18 protein-coding genes and 1 pseudogene are annotated in these 16,097 nt (G+C 61.4%); 2 read left to right on the plus strand and 17 right to left on the minus strand.

Annotated features, from left to right (window positions below):
- Positions 1-290: 290 nt before the first annotated feature.
- From BW970_RS02895 to BW970_RS02950, 12 genes and pseudogenes are all read right to left on the minus strand, one after another.
- On the minus strand, positions 291-1,001 hold the full coding sequence (locus BW970_RS02895; RefSeq protein ID WP_076528482.1) for a lytic transglycosylase domain-containing protein: 711 nt from the start codon (positions 999-1,001) through the stop codon (positions 291-293).
- Positions 1,002-1,005: 4 nt separating this feature from the next.
- Positions 1,006-1,341 (minus strand): DUF736 domain-containing protein, encoded by a 336-nt coding sequence (locus BW970_RS02900; RefSeq protein WP_009450545.1) that lies wholly within the window; start codon positions 1,339-1,341, stop codon positions 1,006-1,008.
- 35 nt (positions 1,342-1,376) lie between these two features.
- Complete coding sequence (locus tag BW970_RS02905) at positions 1,377-1,922, minus strand: S26 family signal peptidase (protein WP_076528484.1); 546 nt, start codon at positions 1,920-1,922, stop codon at positions 1,377-1,379.
- Positions 1,919-2,437, minus strand: coding sequence for a DUF2840 domain-containing protein (locus BW970_RS02910; protein ID WP_009450547.1), 519 nt, complete (start codon positions 2,435-2,437; stop codon positions 1,919-1,921). Before BW970_RS02910 ends, BW970_RS02905 begins: the two co-directional genes overlap by 4 nt.
- The gene (locus tag BW970_RS02915; RefSeq protein WP_009450548.1) at positions 2,434-2,688 is read right to left on the minus strand and encodes a hypothetical protein; all 255 of its coding nucleotides are present in this window, start codon (positions 2,686-2,688) and stop codon (positions 2,434-2,436) included. The genes BW970_RS02910 and BW970_RS02915 overlap by 4 nt, the downstream gene beginning before the upstream one ends.
- The gene (gene parA / locus BW970_RS02920; protein WP_076528486.1) at positions 2,685-3,338 is read right to left on the minus strand and encodes a ParA family partition ATPase; all 654 of its coding nucleotides are present in this window, start codon (positions 3,336-3,338) and stop codon (positions 2,685-2,687) included. Before parA ends, BW970_RS02915 begins: the two co-directional genes overlap by 4 nt.
- On the minus strand, positions 3,335-4,384 hold the full coding sequence (locus BW970_RS02925; RefSeq protein ID WP_035746362.1) for a replication initiator protein A: 1,050 nt from the start codon (positions 4,382-4,384) through the stop codon (positions 3,335-3,337). The genes parA and BW970_RS02925 overlap by 4 nt, the downstream gene beginning before the upstream one ends.
- 115 nt (positions 4,385-4,499) lie before the next feature.
- Positions 4,500-4,781: a helix-turn-helix transcriptional regulator gene (locus tag BW970_RS02930; protein WP_035746363.1), complete on the minus strand. Its 282-nt coding sequence runs from the start codon at positions 4,779-4,781 to the stop codon at positions 4,500-4,502.
- Between the two features lie 136 nt (positions 4,782-4,917).
- Positions 4,918-5,520, minus strand: coding sequence for a DUF2285 domain-containing protein (locus BW970_RS02935; RefSeq protein WP_229740429.1), 603 nt, complete (start codon positions 5,518-5,520; stop codon positions 4,918-4,920).
- 25 nt (positions 5,521-5,545) lie between these two features.
- Positions 5,546-5,683, minus strand: a pseudogene (locus tag BW970_RS21320) (transcriptional regulator domain-containing protein); the annotation flags it as partial.
- Positions 5,684-5,811: 128 nt separating this feature from the next.
- A complete protein-coding gene (locus BW970_RS02945) occupies positions 5,812-6,087 on the minus strand; it encodes a DNA -binding domain-containing protein (RefSeq protein ID WP_076529200.1) in 276 nt (91 codons plus the stop codon).
- Between the two features lie 60 nt (positions 6,088-6,147).
- Positions 6,148-6,414 (minus strand): helix-turn-helix domain-containing protein, encoded by a 267-nt coding sequence (locus tag BW970_RS02950; protein WP_035746341.1) that lies wholly within the window; start codon positions 6,412-6,414, stop codon positions 6,148-6,150.
- Positions 6,415-6,732: 318 nt separating this feature from the next.
- Between BW970_RS02950 and BW970_RS02955 the strand changes: the two genes are divergently transcribed.
- Both BW970_RS02955 and BW970_RS02960 read left to right on the plus strand, forming a co-directional pair.
- Positions 6,733-7,053 (plus strand): helix-turn-helix domain-containing protein, encoded by a 321-nt coding sequence (locus BW970_RS02955; protein ID WP_076528492.1) that lies wholly within the window; start codon positions 6,733-6,735, stop codon positions 7,051-7,053.
- Positions 7,031-8,272 (plus strand): type II toxin-antitoxin system HipA family toxin, encoded by a 1,242-nt coding sequence (locus BW970_RS02960; protein WP_076528494.1) that lies wholly within the window; start codon positions 7,031-7,033, stop codon positions 8,270-8,272. The genes BW970_RS02955 and BW970_RS02960 overlap by 23 nt, the downstream gene beginning before the upstream one ends.
- A gap of 94 nt (positions 8,273-8,366) precedes the next feature.
- Here BW970_RS02960 and BW970_RS02965 read toward each other — a convergent pair whose 3' ends face one another.
- The 5 genes from BW970_RS02965 to BW970_RS02995 form a co-directional block, all read right to left on the minus strand.
- Complete coding sequence (locus BW970_RS02965) at positions 8,367-8,693, minus strand: DUF736 domain-containing protein (protein ID WP_010336143.1); 327 nt, start codon at positions 8,691-8,693, stop codon at positions 8,367-8,369.
- Positions 8,694-9,351: 658 nt separating this feature from the next.
- On the minus strand, positions 9,352-11,967 hold the full coding sequence (locus tag BW970_RS02970; protein ID WP_076528497.1) for a hypothetical protein: 2,616 nt from the start codon (positions 11,965-11,967) through the stop codon (positions 9,352-9,354).
- Positions 11,968-11,975: 8 nt separating this feature from the next.
- Positions 11,976-14,246 (minus strand): McrB family protein, encoded by a 2,271-nt coding sequence (locus BW970_RS20885; protein ID WP_200799266.1) that lies wholly within the window; start codon positions 14,244-14,246, stop codon positions 11,976-11,978.
- A 172-nt stretch (positions 14,247-14,418) separates the two neighbouring features.
- The gene (locus BW970_RS02990) at positions 14,419-14,859 is read right to left on the minus strand and encodes a hypothetical protein (RefSeq protein ID WP_076528505.1); all 441 of its coding nucleotides are present in this window, start codon (positions 14,857-14,859) and stop codon (positions 14,419-14,421) included.
- Positions 14,860-15,009: 150 nt separating this feature from the next.
- A complete protein-coding gene (locus BW970_RS02995; RefSeq protein ID WP_076528507.1) occupies positions 15,010-15,936 on the minus strand; it encodes a DUF2493 domain-containing protein in 927 nt (308 codons plus the stop codon).
- Between the last annotated feature and the right edge of the window lie 161 nt (positions 15,937-16,097).

Genomic DNA, 16,097 nt, shown 5'->3' on the forward strand with positions numbered 1-16,097 from the left:
CACGCAAACGGCTAATCTTCGGCTATAGTGCCGGTCAAAACCCAGTAAAGCCAAGGCTTTGCGCCATATCGCGGCACGCGAGGCCCAAAAGCAGGGTGCCGTGCGCCGCGCCCCAAAGCAGTGTGCAGACAAGGGCTTGCCCAGAAACAAGCCCGACAGGGTGCCTGTTTCCTTTATCTTGCCCTCCGCCTTTCTTCCCCTTTTTGCCCTTCCTGCCGGGAATGCAGCCAGGCGACCCCTTGCCTGACTGCACACCGGAAGCGGACCGAAAGTGCGTGGAGACACCATGCTCATGGCTCGTCTCCATTGCCCGCACGGGCCACGAATATGCCGCCGTCCTGCGGCTCCTGATCGACGGAAACGCGCATAGGAACGGTTGCGCGGACGTCGTTCGACGGTTGATTGGCCGTCGCCGAATGGCCGCTGGATTGCACAACGAAGAGCGGAGCTTCGCGCCAATCCGGCGGTGGCGGCGGCACGATCGTCGGCACATCAGGCGCAGCCGCCCTGCCAAGAACAGGTGCGAGCGTGGCGACATAGGCGCGCGTTTCAGCGGGCAAAGTGCGGCCCGTCGCCAGATGCTCGTCATAGCGACCGGGACCAGCATTGTAGGCGGCAAGCATGGCCGCAACATTGCCATAGCGGTCCCACATCTCGCGCAGATACGCCGTGCCTGCGAAGATGTTATCGCGCGGATCGTAAGGGTCGCGCCCGAGACCATGGCGGCGGCGCAGGCCCGCCCAGGTATCGGGCATGACCTGCATCAGTCCCATCGCGCCCGCCGATGAAATTGCGCGCACATCGCCCGCGCTTTCCACGCGCAGCACGGCTCGAATCCAGTGCTCTGGAATGCCGAAACGCTGTGACGCCTCGGCAATGAACGCAGCATGGGGATGCGCGGTGACAGGCGCAGGTTGCAGCGTGACCTGCGCCATGGCCGGCATCGAGCCGCTGCCAGCCGACAGCAGGGCCGTGAAGAGAAGAAAGGTGCGGGATCGCATGATCTCAGTCGCGATCTTCGCGGGGCCGCGGGCGGCTCCAGTGCAGCGACCATGACGAGCCTGCATCGTCGTCGCGGAACAGGTTGGCGCGGATCGGGTGCGGTAAGGCCGGATCGTCGAGCAGCACCGAGAGATATTCGCCAGCCTTTTCGCCGGTGCGTTTCCATGCAGCACCGACCTCGGGACCGTCATGCTCAATGTAATGGACGCGATAGTCCGGCGCATTCTCCGCATCGGAATGTTCAGCGGGCACGATGACGAGATCGCGCTTCATGGTGAGCGTGACGAGCTGACCGGCGAAGCCGGATGCGTCACGCGCAAATTGACCGATCTGTGGCATGGTATGTCTCCTGTGTTGGTGGGTTTGGCGTGGGTTCAATGCGTGACCGCCCGCCATTCGTAGCGGCCATCGCCTTCCTCATCGGTCCAGAGCGGAAGCGCCCGGCCGATGACGGAACTGGCGGGAACAGGTCCGAAGTAACGGCCGTCGAGGCTGTCCCGGATTTCCCAATTCATGAGGAAGAGTTCGCCGCCGCGGATGATGCGGCAGCCCTGCCAGACCGGCAGATCGCGTCCCATCCGGTCGCGCTCCAGTGCATCGCCCATCTCGACGTTATCGACGGTGATCGTCGCACCGCTGCGGCAGACGCGCTGTCCCGGCAAGCCGAGGACGCGTTTCAGCAGCGGCACGTCCCGCCCGATATAGCCGCGCTCGACCATGAACCGCTCCAGCGGTTCGGGCGGCGCGATGACGACGAGTTCAGGAACTTCGACCACATCGGCAGGAACAACTGTGTAGAAGCCGATGGGCGCGCTGGCGGTCGCATTCCAGATCAGCCTGGCTGGCGGATCGGCAACGGCCGTGGCGACAAGCGTACCGACGGCCAACATGGACACGGCGAGGATATGACGGCGGCTCATGGTGCGATCCTCCGGCGGCTGACCCATGCGGCATGGCGTTCCGGCGTGTAGGGGTTGGGGTCCTGACCGGCGATCATGCGGTTGTGGACGTGCCGCCAATGGTCCGGCGCAGCATCCGCAGGATCGACGCCAAGCGCGTCCACGGCGTCGATGGCGGCCAGCGCTTGCTGCACCTTTGGCCAGCCATCAATACGCAGCAGGATCTCGCCGCCGGGGCGAACGAAGGGCACGGTCTGGAACGGCTCGCCACGCCCGACAGCGCGCAGGATGTCGAGCCGCGAAACGATGGTGCCGTAGTCGTTGGAGGCCCAGCGGACGAAGGCGAAGATGCTTTCGGGTGCGAAGCCGACGAGACTGCGGCGGCGGTCGATGATCTGCTCAAAGCTCTTGTGGCCGAAGCGTATCCAGTGCTCAACCTTCCGCTTCTGGAAGGCCAGTTCGACAAGTGTGGTGAAGGGCGCTGGACCGTCCGCCAGCGGATGTTCATGCGCACCACGCCCGGTTTTGCCGGTCATGGCCGGTCTCCTTCGGTGGGTGGAAACTCGCGGCCCAGCAGCTCGCGCAGCATCACGGCGACGGTGACGCCGCGCCGGAAAGCGGCCACCTTGATGCGCCCGCGCAGTTCGGGTGTGATGTCGATGGTCAGGCGGGCGGTAAACGCCTCGGCAGCCATCTTTCCGGTTGCCGGCGCATCGGCGGCCCTGACCCAGCTATCGGGATTACCCGGACGCGATGCGAAGCCGGATTTGGCGGGTGGACGTGTCATCGCACAATCCTCCCGATCCCGAGGCTATCGATCTCGGCCACCAGCGCTGTGACCTCCTGTGCAGCCCGTTCGCCGCCATCGGTCTCTGAGACCAGTCGCCCAGTTTGTGCGGCTTCAGCAAAGGCGACGCGCTGGCCGATGGTCGTGGCCAGCAACGGCGGATCTTGGTCCGCCAGTGTCTCAGCCGTTTCGCGGGCGATGACGGTGCGCGCAGCGCATCGGTTCAGCAGAAAACGGGCGGCCAGTTCAGGACGATAGATGCGTGCTTCGTTCAGAAGCGCCAGCATCTCGGCGGAGGCCCAGCCGTCGAAAGGAGATGGCTGCACCGGGACCAGCACCAGATCGGGTGCAAGCAGCGCTGAGCGCATCAGACCAGCGACACGGGGCGGACCATCGATGACGACATGGTCGGCGTCACGCGCCAGCTCCGGCGCTTCCCGGTGCAGCGTATCGCGGGCCAGGCCGATGACACTGAACAGCCTTGGCAGCCCTTCATGGCCACGCCGCTGCGACCAGTCGAGTGCGGAGCCTTGCGGATCGGCGTCGATCAGGATGACGCGTTTGCCTTCCGCAGCCCACGCACCGGCGAGATGCAGCGCCAACGTGGTTTTTCCGACACCGCCTTTCTGATTGAGGAGAGCGACGATCATCGCTGTCCTCCCGGCTTGCCAAGAGGAAGTTCAGGCGTGCTTGTTGACGCGGGCGATCCTTGCTTTGGGGGTGTCAGCTTGCCTTTATGGGCACCCGATCTGAGGGCCGCACCAGCCTTCGCGATGAGCTTTTCCACATCGCGCCGCCGCTCTTCAAAGTTAGATTCTGTGTTAGACTCTAAGTTAAGGGCGCGATTTTCGCTTTTGTTACCGAAGGATAGGAGGTGTTTGGGTTCCCGATAGCACGAGCCTCCGGTTCCTGATGGCACGATAGTCCGGGTTCCCGATAGCACGAGACTATCCACAGGTTTTCCACAGGCCGGGACAGGCTCGAAAGCGAGCAGCATCCGGCCGCCGGTTTCGACCTCGGCGAACAGGGTGTAGCCGGGCAGTGGCTGGCGGCGGATAATGTCGCGCAGCTCGAAGGCGAAGCGCTTGAACGGCGACAGACTGCCCGATTTCTGGTGCAGGTGACGGAAGTCGAACCGCCAACCGTTTTTCTGTCGCCCACCATGCTTGCGCACCAGGCGATAGAGCCAGCGATCCAACCCGCCGGTCAGATTGAAATAGGCCCGGTCGATGGTGAGGATCAGGGCGTCATCCAGAACCGCACTGTAGAACCAGTCGGGCACGATCATCTCGATGCCGTCCGGACGGCCATTGGCATCGGTCCGCTCGTGCCATTCGTTGATCCACGAAAAGCGATGTCGCCGTCCATTCGCGCGCTGGCGGATCGAGGTTGCAACCGTGGTCGATTGCAGCCGGTCCAGCGCCGCCTTCAGGCGCTGATAGTCCCTCAGGGAGGTTCCGCGCCCTGTGAATGTCAGGATTTCATAGGGCGTTGCCGCCATCAGGCGCGACGTGCGCAGACCGGCGTCCCGCGCTTCCACGATCTGGCTGGCCGCCCAGATCAGTATATCGGCGTCCCAGATCGTCGCCATACCGTGATCGGGAACAGCTTCGACACGGATCGAGACGTTGCCCAAGGCAAAGTCAATCGGGCGGATACGGTGCGATTTGGAAAGGGAAAAGAAAGGATAGGCCATGAGATCCTGCGCGTCTCGTGGTGCGAATTCCCCGGGAAGCGCCCGAAACAGATCGAGTTGCCCGCGTTCCGAGGCGGATGGGTGCTGCGCTGCCATCAGGGGCTGACCGCCGTGTTCAGCGCGTGATGCGCTTGGGCGAGGTGAATGCGGTCGGCGGCATAGGTTTCGCCGGGAGAACTTGTCCGCGTGGGTCTGACGTGGAGGTAACCGATCCGCGCGCAACCCAGGCTGCGAGATCCTCGACCGAATAGACAACGCGGCCGCCGAGCTTGTGATAGGCAGGTCCCGTTCCGTAGGTTCTGTGCTTTTCCAGCGTGCGCGCGGACAGACTGAGGAAATCGGCGGCTTCCTTGGTGCGCAGATAGCGTGGCGGCAAGGCGGCGAGATCAGGTCGCATGGGGTGGCCTCCGTGGTTGTGCAGGATGCCGCTGACGATCAACGGCATGACATGCGCACGGTGGCGAAGGCGCGGCGGCATGGGGGATGAGGAAGATCGAAGGGGTAGAATCCTCACCCTCGATCAGACGTCAGTGTCAGGGTTTGCGACGATGGCGCAAAAGGTCCTGATAACCGCCGTCGATCAGCGCGGCGGCAGATCGGACAAGGGCGATGACAGAGGCGCGCAAAGCCGATGTCTTCCACGGCTCAGCGCGAACGCGCGCCTCTCCGTAGATGGCGATGGCAATCTCACGATAGGTCACGTGGTTGGCGTTTCCGTCGGCAGCTTGCATCATCAGGCGAAACCGCCGGCGCTGATACGGCGTCATCCTGGGGTCGCGGCGCGCGGGTTTCCCGGCCAGCATGTGCCAGAGCCTGAGAATGGCTTCGAGCCGATCCGGCAGATTTTCGTCAAGTGGCAGAATGATCGCCGGCTGCGAATTGGCATCGGTGTCGGCGAGGATCAGATATTGAACGCCGTCTCTGGCGTCGCAGACACCATATGTCCCCTCTGGTCCGCAGATGGCATCAGCAAGATCTACCGATAAGGCGGACGGAGAAGGCGGAAGAAAATCGGGCGCTGCCCCGAGCATCAGCATGTCCGGATTGGCAACAGGCGACCAGATGACCGGTTGGTCGAGCGCGGAAAAGCCGGGGTCTGCCGGGAAATCGCAACCCCCAGCGATGTTGGACATCATCCGCAAAGGGAAGATGCCCGGCGCCTTGCGCTACAAGATCATCGAAACTGGCCTGGTAGGAGGCGTTACGCCGCAGGCATTCCCAGGCGACACCCTCAACGGGCAGCGCATCGTAGAATTCATACTGGTTCTGGTCTCGCCAGCGGGATGTATCCGGCTTCATTGCTCCGCTCCTGGTTGAAACTGCACAGGTGGAGCGTGAAAGAATTGCGGCGCCTCTACCGAGATGGAAGCCGGGACAAAGACATGGGGTGATGCTCTGAAGGCATCACTGGTGCGACGGCGGCGAGGTCAGGTCCGATCTGTCGGATTACGCAGCAGCTGACGATAGCCGCTCTGTGTCATCCAGCGCGCCCGTGCCAGATGGCTGTCATGGACCTGCCGGGCGCGTTCAGGTTCCCGAACAGGGTCAATTCCGAACAGCACATTGACGGCTTCGGTCCATTCCGCCCCATCACCGGCGGCATCGAGCAGCCGCATATAGAGCTTGATATGCGCGCGATCATATTTGGTCAGCTCGTCGCTAACAGGTGCAATATCGTCGAAGGGAGGAACCGGAGATGTCATGTCGCGGGTCGCCACAGAGCATAGGCCGCCGCAGCGGATTGATGATGTCGCCGGCGCCGGTCAGGCGTCACGGATCTGTCGGTATCTCTTCTCGTCTTGGTCATGAACCAGCAATACTCCTTGCCCGCGATCCGTGGACAGGAGAACAATCCCTGCTGCTTCAAGCGCCCGGCGCACCTGATCCCGCGTTGTCTCATACACCTCGAGCCGGTTCTCGGACTCAAGGCGTTTCAGGGCAGTCAGCGATATTCGGGCCTTGTCAGCGAGCGTCTCCTGCGTCCAACCCAGCAACGCGCGTGCGGCCCGCGACTGTCGAGCGGTGATCATGCATGATCACCTCCCATCGCGACCGGCGCGCATTCCAGAACTACGGCTATTTTAGTCGCCTTCGCCTGATACGCCATACGAAATCGTCGAATCTGGCCAGGGCGTTATCTGCACGGCTGAGCATGCAGCCGACTGATTCGCCTGTATGTCACAATTGCAGCGCTTGTGCTGGCCGTAGCGTCGACCAGCGCAAGATGATCCCCAAACGCTCCATGGGAAATGGTAGTGATATGTTTGGAGATCATTTTTGTTGCATTCTACACCGGGTATGATACCCATCCAGATCAATGCAGCAAAAATGATCCGTAAAGGCATCACATGAAGGCGGAAGAAGAAACACTGGGGCTGATCGGCGACCATTTTCGCCGCGCGCGTCTTACAGCGGGGTTGACCCAGGAGCAGGTGGCCGATCTCGCCGGGATTTCGCGCCCGCGCTACCGCGACATCGAGACGGGGGCGGCGGCTGCGCGCACCACGACATTGATCAACATTGCCAGGGCGCTTGGGCTGGAAATGATGCTGGTCCCGCAGGCAATGGTGCCCGCCATCGAGGCGCTTTTGCGCCCTGAGGCCGAGGACGATCGTCCGGCCTTCAGCCCGCAACCGGAGAGCGACGATGACAGCCGTCCGTACCGCTGAGACCATCACCGCGCTGGACGTGTTCCTGAACAGTGCGAAGGTTGGCACGATCGTCAGGACGCCGGGTGATTTCAACGCCTTTAGCCTTGATCCGGCCTATCGCGCGACCGGCGGCATTCCGGTTCTGAGCCTGTCGCTGCGCGCGGCATCAGGGGGCCTACGCAAGGATCCGCGACCTGTCGCAGGCAGCCTGCCGCCCTTCTTTGCCAACCTGCTGCCCGAAGACCGGCTGCGCGAGGCGATGGAAAAGCACCATGCGGGCAATGTACGACCGGGGAATGATTTCGATCTCCTGACAGCTCTGGGCGCGGATCTGCCGGGTGCCGTTCGGGTGCTGCCCAGTGACGGTCAACCGGGCATCGCAACAGCGCCCGCCCAAGGGCGGCCAAAAGCCCGCTTCTCGCTGGCGGGTGTGCAGATGAAGCTCTCAGTGATGAAGAACACCGGCAAGGGCGGGGGGCTGACCTTGCCGCTCGGGGATGACGAGGGCCAGTATATTGCAAAATTCCCCTCGACCGCCTTTCCGGGCGTGTCGGAAAACGAGTTTGCGAACCTCGCGCTTGCCGAAGCAATCGGCATGGACGTGCCCGAGCGGGAACTGGTCAGCCGAGACCAGTTCGAGGGGATACCCGAAGAGTTCGAAACACTTGCCGAGGGGCTGATCCTGCTCGTGCGGCGTTTTGATCGCGGGACAGACGGGCAGCGCATCCATATCGAGGATTTTGCGCAGGTTTTCGGCCTGTACCCGGCGCGCAAATATGATGGCGCCGCCTCCCACGACATCGCCTCTGTGCTGAATGTGGCAATCTCGCCGTTCGCCGCGCTGGAGTTTGTCCGGCGGCTGACCTACTCGGTGGTCATGGGCAATGGCGACATGCATCTCAAGAACTGGTCGCTGATCTATCCGGGCGACGGCGACACGCCCACTCTTGCACCGATCTACGACATGCTTTCGACCGTTCCCTACATTCCGGCAGATGGGCTGGCGTTGTCACTGGGTGGCGAGCGGGCCTTCAAGGGCCTGGCCCCGGCCCGCTGGAAGACGTTTGCCAATCGGGCAAGGCTTCCCGAGCCAGCCGTGCTCAAGGCCGTTGTCGAGACGGTGAAACGCATCGATGCGAAATGGTGGACACTACCGGAACGCGAGGTGGTCCCCCCGCCCGTGCTGGAACGGATCGACGCCCATGTGAAAACCATGATCCCGATCCTGACCGGCTGAGCAGTTCCAGCCCGGACAGGTCACCGGGCCTGGCGGCTTTCCCGCGGGCACGGGAAAGGCCCCGACCTTGCGGTCGGAGCCTTTGTTCCGCGCCTCAGTCGCCGCGGCGACCGTTGGGGCGGGACCAGATGAGCGAGAAGGTTTCGCCGTCTTCTTCGTCGAAGAGGTTGGCGTAGATCGGAGCGTTGAAGCTCGGATCGTCCAGCTTGAGGCCCAGATAGTCGCGGCCCTCGTTGGAGCGCTTGGACCAGGCGGCGCCGATTTCAGCGCGGCCGACCAGAACGCGGTGGCTGGGGGCGTTCTCGCCGGTGGCGCGCAGGTCGGGGATGATGCGCACGCCCTTGGCCTGGACGCTGAGGGTGACGATGTCGCCGGTGAATTCGTTCGAGCCGGTCTTCTTGAAGGTGCCGATGGTTGCCATTTTAAGTCTCCGTTTTCCGTTTCCGAGCCCGCACCATTGCGGCCTCTATGGCGATCGACCGGCTGGAGACGAACGCTGGCGCACCCCGAGCGGGGCTGGACAGCACAGGAGAAACTTTCTTGTTCCGCGCGGAATGGCGGCTCTGCCGTCAGGGGAAGAAAGTTGTGACGACGCTGTTGCGCTAAAGCGGTCGAAGCGCAACGCGCTGGTCTTCGGCCAGATCAGGCCATTGAAGAGGCCGTTTGGAGTGGTCGAGACACGGGATCTGCACGGAGATGTGACAACCTTGAGGCTCCATCCGGATGACCAGACCGGACCCCACCCGGCCTATCTGTCACTCTGCGTTACAGACCGTGCGCATCCTTCCTCCCTGCCTGTCCCACCGACATCGCCCCAACCAAATTCCCGGTTCAGTCCGTAAACGCTGGTGCGCTGACCGTCATACGCTCCTTCGGGCCACGCTCGGGCTGCACCGCCGATCCGAATGTGTACACCGCAAGCCTGTCGGCCTCCTGATGAAGCCGGCAGATGACCCGCATGCACATTGGTCCATCATCAACAGACGACTGTCGCTCGACCGCCCAAAAAGGGCCAGTCCGCAGGCCGATCGCCTCCCGAATATGCAACACGCAGAGTAGCCGTCTCCTCCAATGAATGATCAGAAGTTCGCGCCACAGTCCGGACAGACAACATTAGCCACATGGTCGGCAATTGTGAGGTGGTACGTCAATTGCAATCCGTTCTTATGTAATTCAGTGCCACATCCAAAGCAGGGTGTCCGCATTGACGTGGTTCCGCAGTCCGAACATCGGTAGAACCATTTGGCATTGCCTCGTTCGGTCCTTCCTTGCGTGACATCAGTAATGTCGTGAGCCTTGCCGCAGGCGATGCATAAGCTTGCATTGTACCGGCAGACGTCGGGTTTTTCGCCCCACTGATTTCCTTGCCCGGCTCCCTCCGCATTGATCCGCACGAATTCAGGCTCGGGAAACACCCCCTGAAGCTCGAGTGCAATAAGACGGCGCAAGTTAATAGTCGATGCGCCGGCGGAAACGGGATCCGCACCAAGTTGGATGCTGCCGTGAGCGTGACCCGTCGGGTGGTCCTGTCCGTAGTCACAGTCTCGGCTCCAGACCAACGGCGAAGTCCTATGGTCAACCGCTCCCTTTACGGGATGGAGGATGAAGACGCGGTCGCCATCCTGACCATAGTCCTTGGCGTCGACTAGAAGCGTCAGCATGTCGGCAAGTTCCCCATGCTTCCAACGCGTGCGGAACTTCGCATCCATTACGAGGCCGGAGTGCTGCCCGACAAAATTCCCGAAGATTGATGGGCGATAGTCCCATGCCAAATCATCCTTGGCTTTAAGGTTTCCTGCAGAGGTGGAGACCTTGAAGCGCAGCCGAAAATCCGGACGCCGTCCGTTCGCCAACACGGGCTCAACATCCAGTTGCGCCGCCATACTGGGATGCTGACGTGTAAATTCAATCGTGAAACCTGTGGCTCTTGGCTGACACGCTTGAGTTGAGAACGTCACGACATGTTCAACCCAATCTGGCTGCGGGACAAAGCTGAAGTCCTGCATCAGAACCGCGGCGATTTTGATCAGGCACCAGCGTTCGTAGAGCGCGCTGGCATGCAGGACGTTGATGCGTCCGAGCTTTTCGAGCGTATCTTCGCCAATGCCGGTGCTCTGCTCCAGGACCATGACTTTATGGAAGGCCGCCAGAGCGCCCGCATAGATCGGATTCTGGACAAAACGCATGCCCATCGGAAACGATGAACTAACCGAAACTCCGAGACGGTCCCATGAAGCATCCTGGTGACCTAGGGCGCTCTCTATGGCATCGAGTGCGGCAGATGCGATTGCGCCCTCCTGAGCGCGAACATCAAACTGGCTTGCCCGGATAAGCGCGGTGTTTGCCTCCGAGCTATATTCCTGGCGCTCCTTGCTGCTGATGGCCCTGTGCCAACCTTCTCGTTCGTATCGCAAGCGGGTGGCTACGCGTCGTTCAAGGACCGGCGATCGAGGTTGGACAGCCGAGACATTAGTAAAAGTCGCTCTGCGTCCCGCCTTGCCGTTCGCCGTGGTAAAGGGCCTGACACTCGCCTTGCCCACCAATGCCAAGGTGAGGTCTTTGTCGATCCCCTGAGCCTCCCTTACGAGCTCATGAAGACCTTCGGGAAACTGGACCACACTGACCTGGAAGTGCTCGCCTGCGCCATTCGGGCTGTCGCCATCCAGATTTCGATAGAAAAGGCCTCCACCTTTCCCCTCATACTTCTTGCCTACCGAGAAGCGATACTCGCGTTCCGTTGATCGAGATAAGACCGAGCCGTCTGCCCAGTTGGCGATCGCGTCCATGTGTCGCCGGATATCGGCAAGCTGGTTGTCGAATATCTCCTGATCCACCTCGATCCGCGCGGTGGCGAGTAGATCTGCCGCCCGTGCCTTCTCTCTTGCAGAACGGGCGGCAAGATGCCCATGGTGACGCGACGACGAGCGTGCAATGGATTGCGCCACGCGTCGACAATGCTGAACCAGTCCGCGCAGGTATCGATTCTCAGGAACGTCAGCGCTCTCCTGTGCCGAGCGCCCGGGGTAGAGATGTGCGCCAGGACGGCGCAGGACGGCACGAAACGTCTCGGCATTCGGACGTAGGCGCGATTGATGAACCAGCGCCGTGACTTCCCGGATTTCCAGAGCAGGATGCTCGAGTATGCGGCCCGCAGCGTAGGCAAACTCTCTGAGTGCATCGACAAGATCACGGCTGTAGTCGGACCCCGCCTCACCTAGAGCCCCGGTCGGCTTCCCAATCGCGAGCCAGACCAGCTCGTCCTGAAAGTCGTCGAGATACTCCTGCGCATGGGCGCGATCGAGCTCGTTCGCGACGGCGTCGATGACCAGGTTCCGGGATGGTCCAAGCTCCACCGAGAAAGTCCCGAAGGAGCGGTGCATTTCAGAGAGATGTCGGCTGCTGGGCTTGCTCCAGCCGGTAGCGGGAATCCACCAGACAGCACCGTGCTCATCGAGCACCGGAAGCCATGGATGGCGTTCGCCATCGGCATCGACCGTCGCGGGTTCGACGTTCGCAAGTTGACCGGAGAGTTGAAGACCGACCCATGGTGCGAAATTTCGGAAGATCGAAACCTCGGCATGCATCGTGCCATCATTCGCGGTATCGATCTCGATTGGATAAGTCGACACCTCGATCCGCCGGGCAATTCCGGGCGAGTCCCAATCGATATCAAGATAGTGCGCGGACACCCCCATCGGACGGGTCAGCGCAGCCAGTAGTTGAGGATACCGTTGTTCCCATCCGCTAAGCGGATCATTCGTCCAAGGTCGCCGACGCAGCTTGCTTCGAGATCAAGGCTTGTGCCTTCGAAGCGCCTCGTCAGCTCGGTTCGCAACTCATCGATGAGTTCGCGGCGAGGACGGCCGCTGCCGGCGGGACGTGCTGTGTCGAAGGCGATCTTGGGGAGGATCTTGTGCTTGATAACATTGTCCAGCGCCTCGTCAGGGTCGATCCCGGCAGCCTCGGCCGCAATCATGTAACCTTGCGATTGGCGAATGGCGCGCAGTCCAAATTCCACACCGAGAGGGTCGAGATACTCACGCGATAGATGTGAGAGGAATGCCACTTTCTCATCATGACGGTCGAAGGCCGGATAGTCGCTGCGGACGCCAAAATCCTCTGGAGTCATCCGCAACTCTGCCAGATCCGAAGGCAGGCTTTGATGAGCTGCCTGAACCTCGGCTTCGATCGCGTCCCAGTCTGCCAGCATCGGATTGCGGAACCGCACCACCTGCACGCGATCGAGCACCTTGGGCGAAAGCTGGTGCGTGGTATCGTCCATATTCACGGCGCCGAATATCCAGACGTTCTCAGGCAGGATGATCGAGGTCGGCATGCGCATCTGGGCCGCGAGCGAACGACGAAGGCGTCCATGATGCAGCAGCACGGATTCATTGTCCGCGAAGCCACCAAGACGGTGCAATTCGGCATTGGCGCGATCGTCGCGCAGCACCTCTTCGAGCGTGGCACCATCGCCAAGCCCTGAGCGACGGCGCGCCTCCGCCTCGACTTCGAGGAAGATGCCTTGTTCGACGACCACGTGGCGCTCCTCGTCGGCGGTGTACAACGGGATCTGGGGAGCTTTGGAGCGATTCTCGAGCAGACTGAGAAAATCGGAGAAGTAGTGCTCCACGCGTGCCAGGTTCATTTCATCAAGGCAGATGAAGTGCGGCACCAGCGGATTGCGCGCGGCAGCCTGCAGTGCGAGTAGGAAAGGCGTCGCCTGATAGCTCCGCTGGATGGGGTTGAAATATCCGAGAAGATCCTCCGGGCCAGTCCAGTTTGGCTTCACAGGGATAATCGTACAGGCACCACCGATCACCTTAGCCGTCGCCCGCACGAGGCTTGTCTTACCAGATCCGGAATCACCGGCCAACACCACCAGGTCACGGGTGCGCAACAGCGCGAGGAAGTCACGAAGCTGGGGCTGCGAGTAGAGCAGGCCTTGTTGGGCCATCCGACACTGCAGCAGCGGGGCGAGCTGGGCGAAGCCGCCGGGGAGCGCGTCGTCGAAGCTAATCCCTTCGCGTGCGTCTTCCATGGCGCCCAGATGAGGCAACAGCACTGCCACGTCCTCGGCATCGGCCAGACCAAGTGCCACAAGCCGGTCGCCTTTCTCGGAGAGCAGCTCTTCTAGGCGGCGATAAGCGATTTCCATAGTCTGCTTCTCTTGTTCCACGGTTCGTTGGTAGGCAGCGAGGCGTTCTTGTTCGACACGAAGCTGGGATTGTACCTCGATCACACTGCGCTCGGCCTCATCGCGGCGCTGGTGGTGCAAGGAAAGCTCGGCATCGACTTGGGCTTGGACCGCTGCGGCTTCTACTTCTGCCTGCCGACGTGCGGCTACCAGATTGTCGAGCGCCCTGTCATTTTCTACAAGACGGCGTGCCAGTTCCTCGTCCTCGTCAAGGACCAGCTTACGCAGGTAGTTTTCGATTTCACCGCGTGCCAACGTCGAAATGCGGCGTGCTGACTCGGGACCGGTCACCGCCACGTGCCAATCCACCGGGATTTCGCTCAGCGGTCGCAGCGTCGCTGAGCGAACATTCATAAGCCACGGATTCCGCTGTTTCTGACGTTCCGCGACCGGCGAGAGTTCAAGCTCTGCCACCGCCCACTGTCCACCGGATGCAGCAACCTGAGGGTCAATGACCCTGCGCGAGGGGCCTGGAGGCACAAATGCCGATGCTACGACGGCGTCCTTGTTGTCCATTGAGAGCGTAGGATAGTGCAACCCAACGCCCTTCTCAGGATGCTCTATGTCGTCGAGGAACCAAAGCTCCCGCCCGTCTGCCAGCGCCTTGAGCCATACGCGGCCTATGACACGGATGGGCTTGTCTTCAGGCAAGTCCCATACAAAACGCAATTCCTTGAGAAGGTCAGAAGGGCTACGCTCAATTGCTTCCTTGAGCGCATGATTTCCTCCGGCTGCTAAACTTTCTGGATGTGGTTTTCCATTCTGATGCTTTCTCATGCTACTAGAGGATTCACCAGCGTTGCGGTCTTGATGCATCCGCCGCCGGGACATGTGGCACACTTTTGCAGCATGATATTTTGAGGATCGATTTCATTTGTCTGTTTGACCACCGCGCTACCCAGCTACACCACGTCTCGTGACGTCACTCTTCACGACTACGCCCAGCATTTCAAGCGTGAGCAAGGCTGGAGCCCGCAGGGCTGTTTGCCGCCATGCTCGCGACGCGCAGGAAAGCCGTTACGCCGACCGCGACCGCACCGATGACCGAGAAGATGAGCTGCCAGGTCTCGGACGGCATCATATGTTTCACGATGCCAAAGGTGGCATAGAACCCGGCAATGCCTGCCGGTGCCACAAACGCCAGTGCGATCAGCAGCCGTGCCCAGATCGGGCGGACCAGCATAAGCAAACCCTGACCGACTGCCAGTGTCAGGCCCGCGGCGATAAGACCGATGAGGACGCTGCCGAGCCAGCCAGCGCCCGTGCCATAGGCCCAGATGCCAGCATTCAGGCCGATAAGAAATGGCAGGACGTATACTGCGAGATTGAACAGCAACCAGCACATAGTGCCGATGGCTGCAATGGACACAAGGATTCCGAGAACGAACATGGTGGTGTCTCCGTGCAAGGGATCGAACGGTCGCGCCTTCCACCACCACCATGGCGCAAGACGGAATATAGCATGAACATGCACGCCTGTGCGAGCCGGAATGATCGATGATTTCGATTCTCCGGCTCGTTATGGTAGGAAAGGCAGCGCTCACGCGCTGCTGGTTCCGAAGCGATAGACCGGGATGCCCATCTTGCGGGCTTTATCAGCCAGGTTGTCCTGAATACCCGTGCCGGGGAAGATGATGACCCCGATCGGCATCGTGGCGAGCATCTGGTCGTTGCGCTTGAACGGTGCTGCCTTGGCGTGTTTTGCCCAGTCGGGTTTGAAAGCGACCTGTGCGACCTTGCGGTTATTGGCCCAGGTGGCCGCGATGCGTTCCGCGCCTTTGGGCGATCCGCCGTGCATGAGCACCATGTCCGGGTGCTTGGCGTGGACCTGATCGAGCTTGGCCCAGATCGTCCGATGATCGGTGGTGTCGCCGCCCGAAAAAGCGATCTTCGGTCCGGCGGGCAGCAGCACCTCGTTGTCGGCCCGGCGTTTGGCGGCGATGAAGTCGCGGCTGTCGATCATGGCCGAGGTCATCTGGCGATGGTTGACCCTTGAGCCGGAGCGTTGCGACCAGGGCGTTCCGGTGGTGCGCAGATAGATGTCGGCGGCGGTTTCGCGGAAGATTTCCATGCTGTCGCGGCGCTCGATCAGGCTTTGTCCCGCGCCGATCAGGGTTTCGAGCTGGACGGATTTGACCTCGCTGCCGTCCTGTTCGCGCTGAAGGCGCTTCTGGGCTTGCTCGTTGTCGTCGAGTTTGCGTTCGTTCCGCTCAACGGCACGGTGGAAGGTGTTGACGGTGGACCATAAGATTTCGTCGAGGTCGAAATCGAGGCTGGTGTCGGCCATAGTGGAAATCAGGGCGTCGAAGATGTCGGAGACCGCGCCCTGGATGACGTGATCTTCGGGTGTGATCCGGGGATCGGCCTCGTCTTCGGAGGGGCGGTAGCCGTAAAGTTCGAGTTCTTCGATGGCATGGCCGGTCGGGGACGTGCTGTGATCGGGTTCGAAATCGTCGTGCGCATACATGGGATGCTTCCGTCAGTTGGACCGCGACCGTCGCGGCCTTCATGGCGACGAAAGCCCACCGGCGCTCCGGTCTGGCAGCGCGAGCCACTGGCGAGGGCCCTGATGGCAAAGTCCGGCTGATTTGTTTCGCGCTGTAAAGGCGGGCTTGCCCGCCGACGGAA

Source organism: Gemmobacter megaterium, assembly GCF_900156815.1.
Classification (GTDB): Bacteria; Pseudomonadota; Alphaproteobacteria; order Rhodobacterales; family Rhodobacteraceae; genus Wagnerdoeblera; species Wagnerdoeblera megaterium.

Bases quoted from the DNA above. Each gene is read 5' to 3' on its own strand.
- BW970_RS02895 (WP_076528482.1), bottom strand. From the start codon at position 1,001: ATGCGATCCCGCACCTTTCTTCTCTTCACGGCCCTGCTGTCGGCTGGC.
- BW970_RS02900 (WP_009450545.1), bottom strand. From the start codon at position 1,341: ATGCCACAGATCGGTCAATTTGCGCGTGACGCATCCGGCTTCGCCGGT.
- BW970_RS02905 (WP_076528484.1), bottom strand. From the start codon at position 1,922: ATGAGCCGCCGTCATATCCTCGCCGTGTCCATGTTGGCCGTCGGTACG.
- BW970_RS02910 (WP_009450547.1), bottom strand. From the start codon at position 2,437: ATGACCGGCAAAACCGGGCGTGGTGCGCATGAACATCCGCTGGCGGAC.
- BW970_RS02915 (WP_009450548.1), bottom strand. From the start codon at position 2,688: ATGACACGTCCACCCGCCAAATCCGGCTTCGCATCGCGTCCGGGTAAT.
- parA (WP_076528486.1), bottom strand. From the start codon at position 3,338: ATGATCGTCGCTCTCCTCAATCAGAAAGGCGGTGTCGGAAAAACCACG.
- BW970_RS02925 (WP_035746362.1), bottom strand. From the start codon at position 4,384: ATGGCCTATCCTTTCTTTTCCCTTTCCAAATCGCACCGTATCCGCCCG.
- BW970_RS02930 (WP_035746363.1), bottom strand. From the start codon at position 4,781: ATGCGACCTGATCTCGCCGCCTTGCCGCCACGCTATCTGCGCACCAAG.
- BW970_RS02935 (WP_229740429.1), bottom strand. From the start codon at position 5,520: ATGATGTCCAACATCGCTGGGGGTTGCGATTTCCCGGCAGACCCCGGC.
- BW970_RS02945 (WP_076529200.1), bottom strand. From the start codon at position 6,087: ATGACATCTCCGGTTCCTCCCTTCGACGATATTGCACCTGTTAGCGAC.
- BW970_RS02950 (WP_035746341.1), bottom strand. From the start codon at position 6,414: ATGATCACCGCTCGACAGTCGCGGGCCGCACGCGCGTTGCTGGGTTGG.
- BW970_RS02955 (WP_076528492.1), top strand. From the start codon at position 6,733: ATGAAGGCGGAAGAAGAAACACTGGGGCTGATCGGCGACCATTTTCGC.
- BW970_RS02960 (WP_076528494.1), top strand. From the start codon at position 7,031: ATGACAGCCGTCCGTACCGCTGAGACCATCACCGCGCTGGACGTGTTC.
- BW970_RS02965 (WP_010336143.1), bottom strand. From the start codon at position 8,693: ATGGCAACCATCGGCACCTTCAAGAAGACCGGCTCGAACGAATTCACC.
- BW970_RS02970 (WP_076528497.1), bottom strand. From the start codon at position 11,967: ATGGGGGTGTCCGCGCACTATCTTGATATCGATTGGGACTCGCCCGGA.
- BW970_RS20885 (WP_200799266.1), bottom strand. From the start codon at position 14,246: ATGAGAAAGCATCAGAATGGAAAACCACATCCAGAAAGTTTAGCAGCC.
- BW970_RS02990 (WP_076528505.1), bottom strand. From the start codon at position 14,859: ATGTTCGTTCTCGGAATCCTTGTGTCCATTGCAGCCATCGGCACTATG.
- BW970_RS02995 (WP_076528507.1), bottom strand. From the start codon at position 15,936: ATGTATGCGCACGACGATTTCGAACCCGATCACAGCACGTCCCCGACC.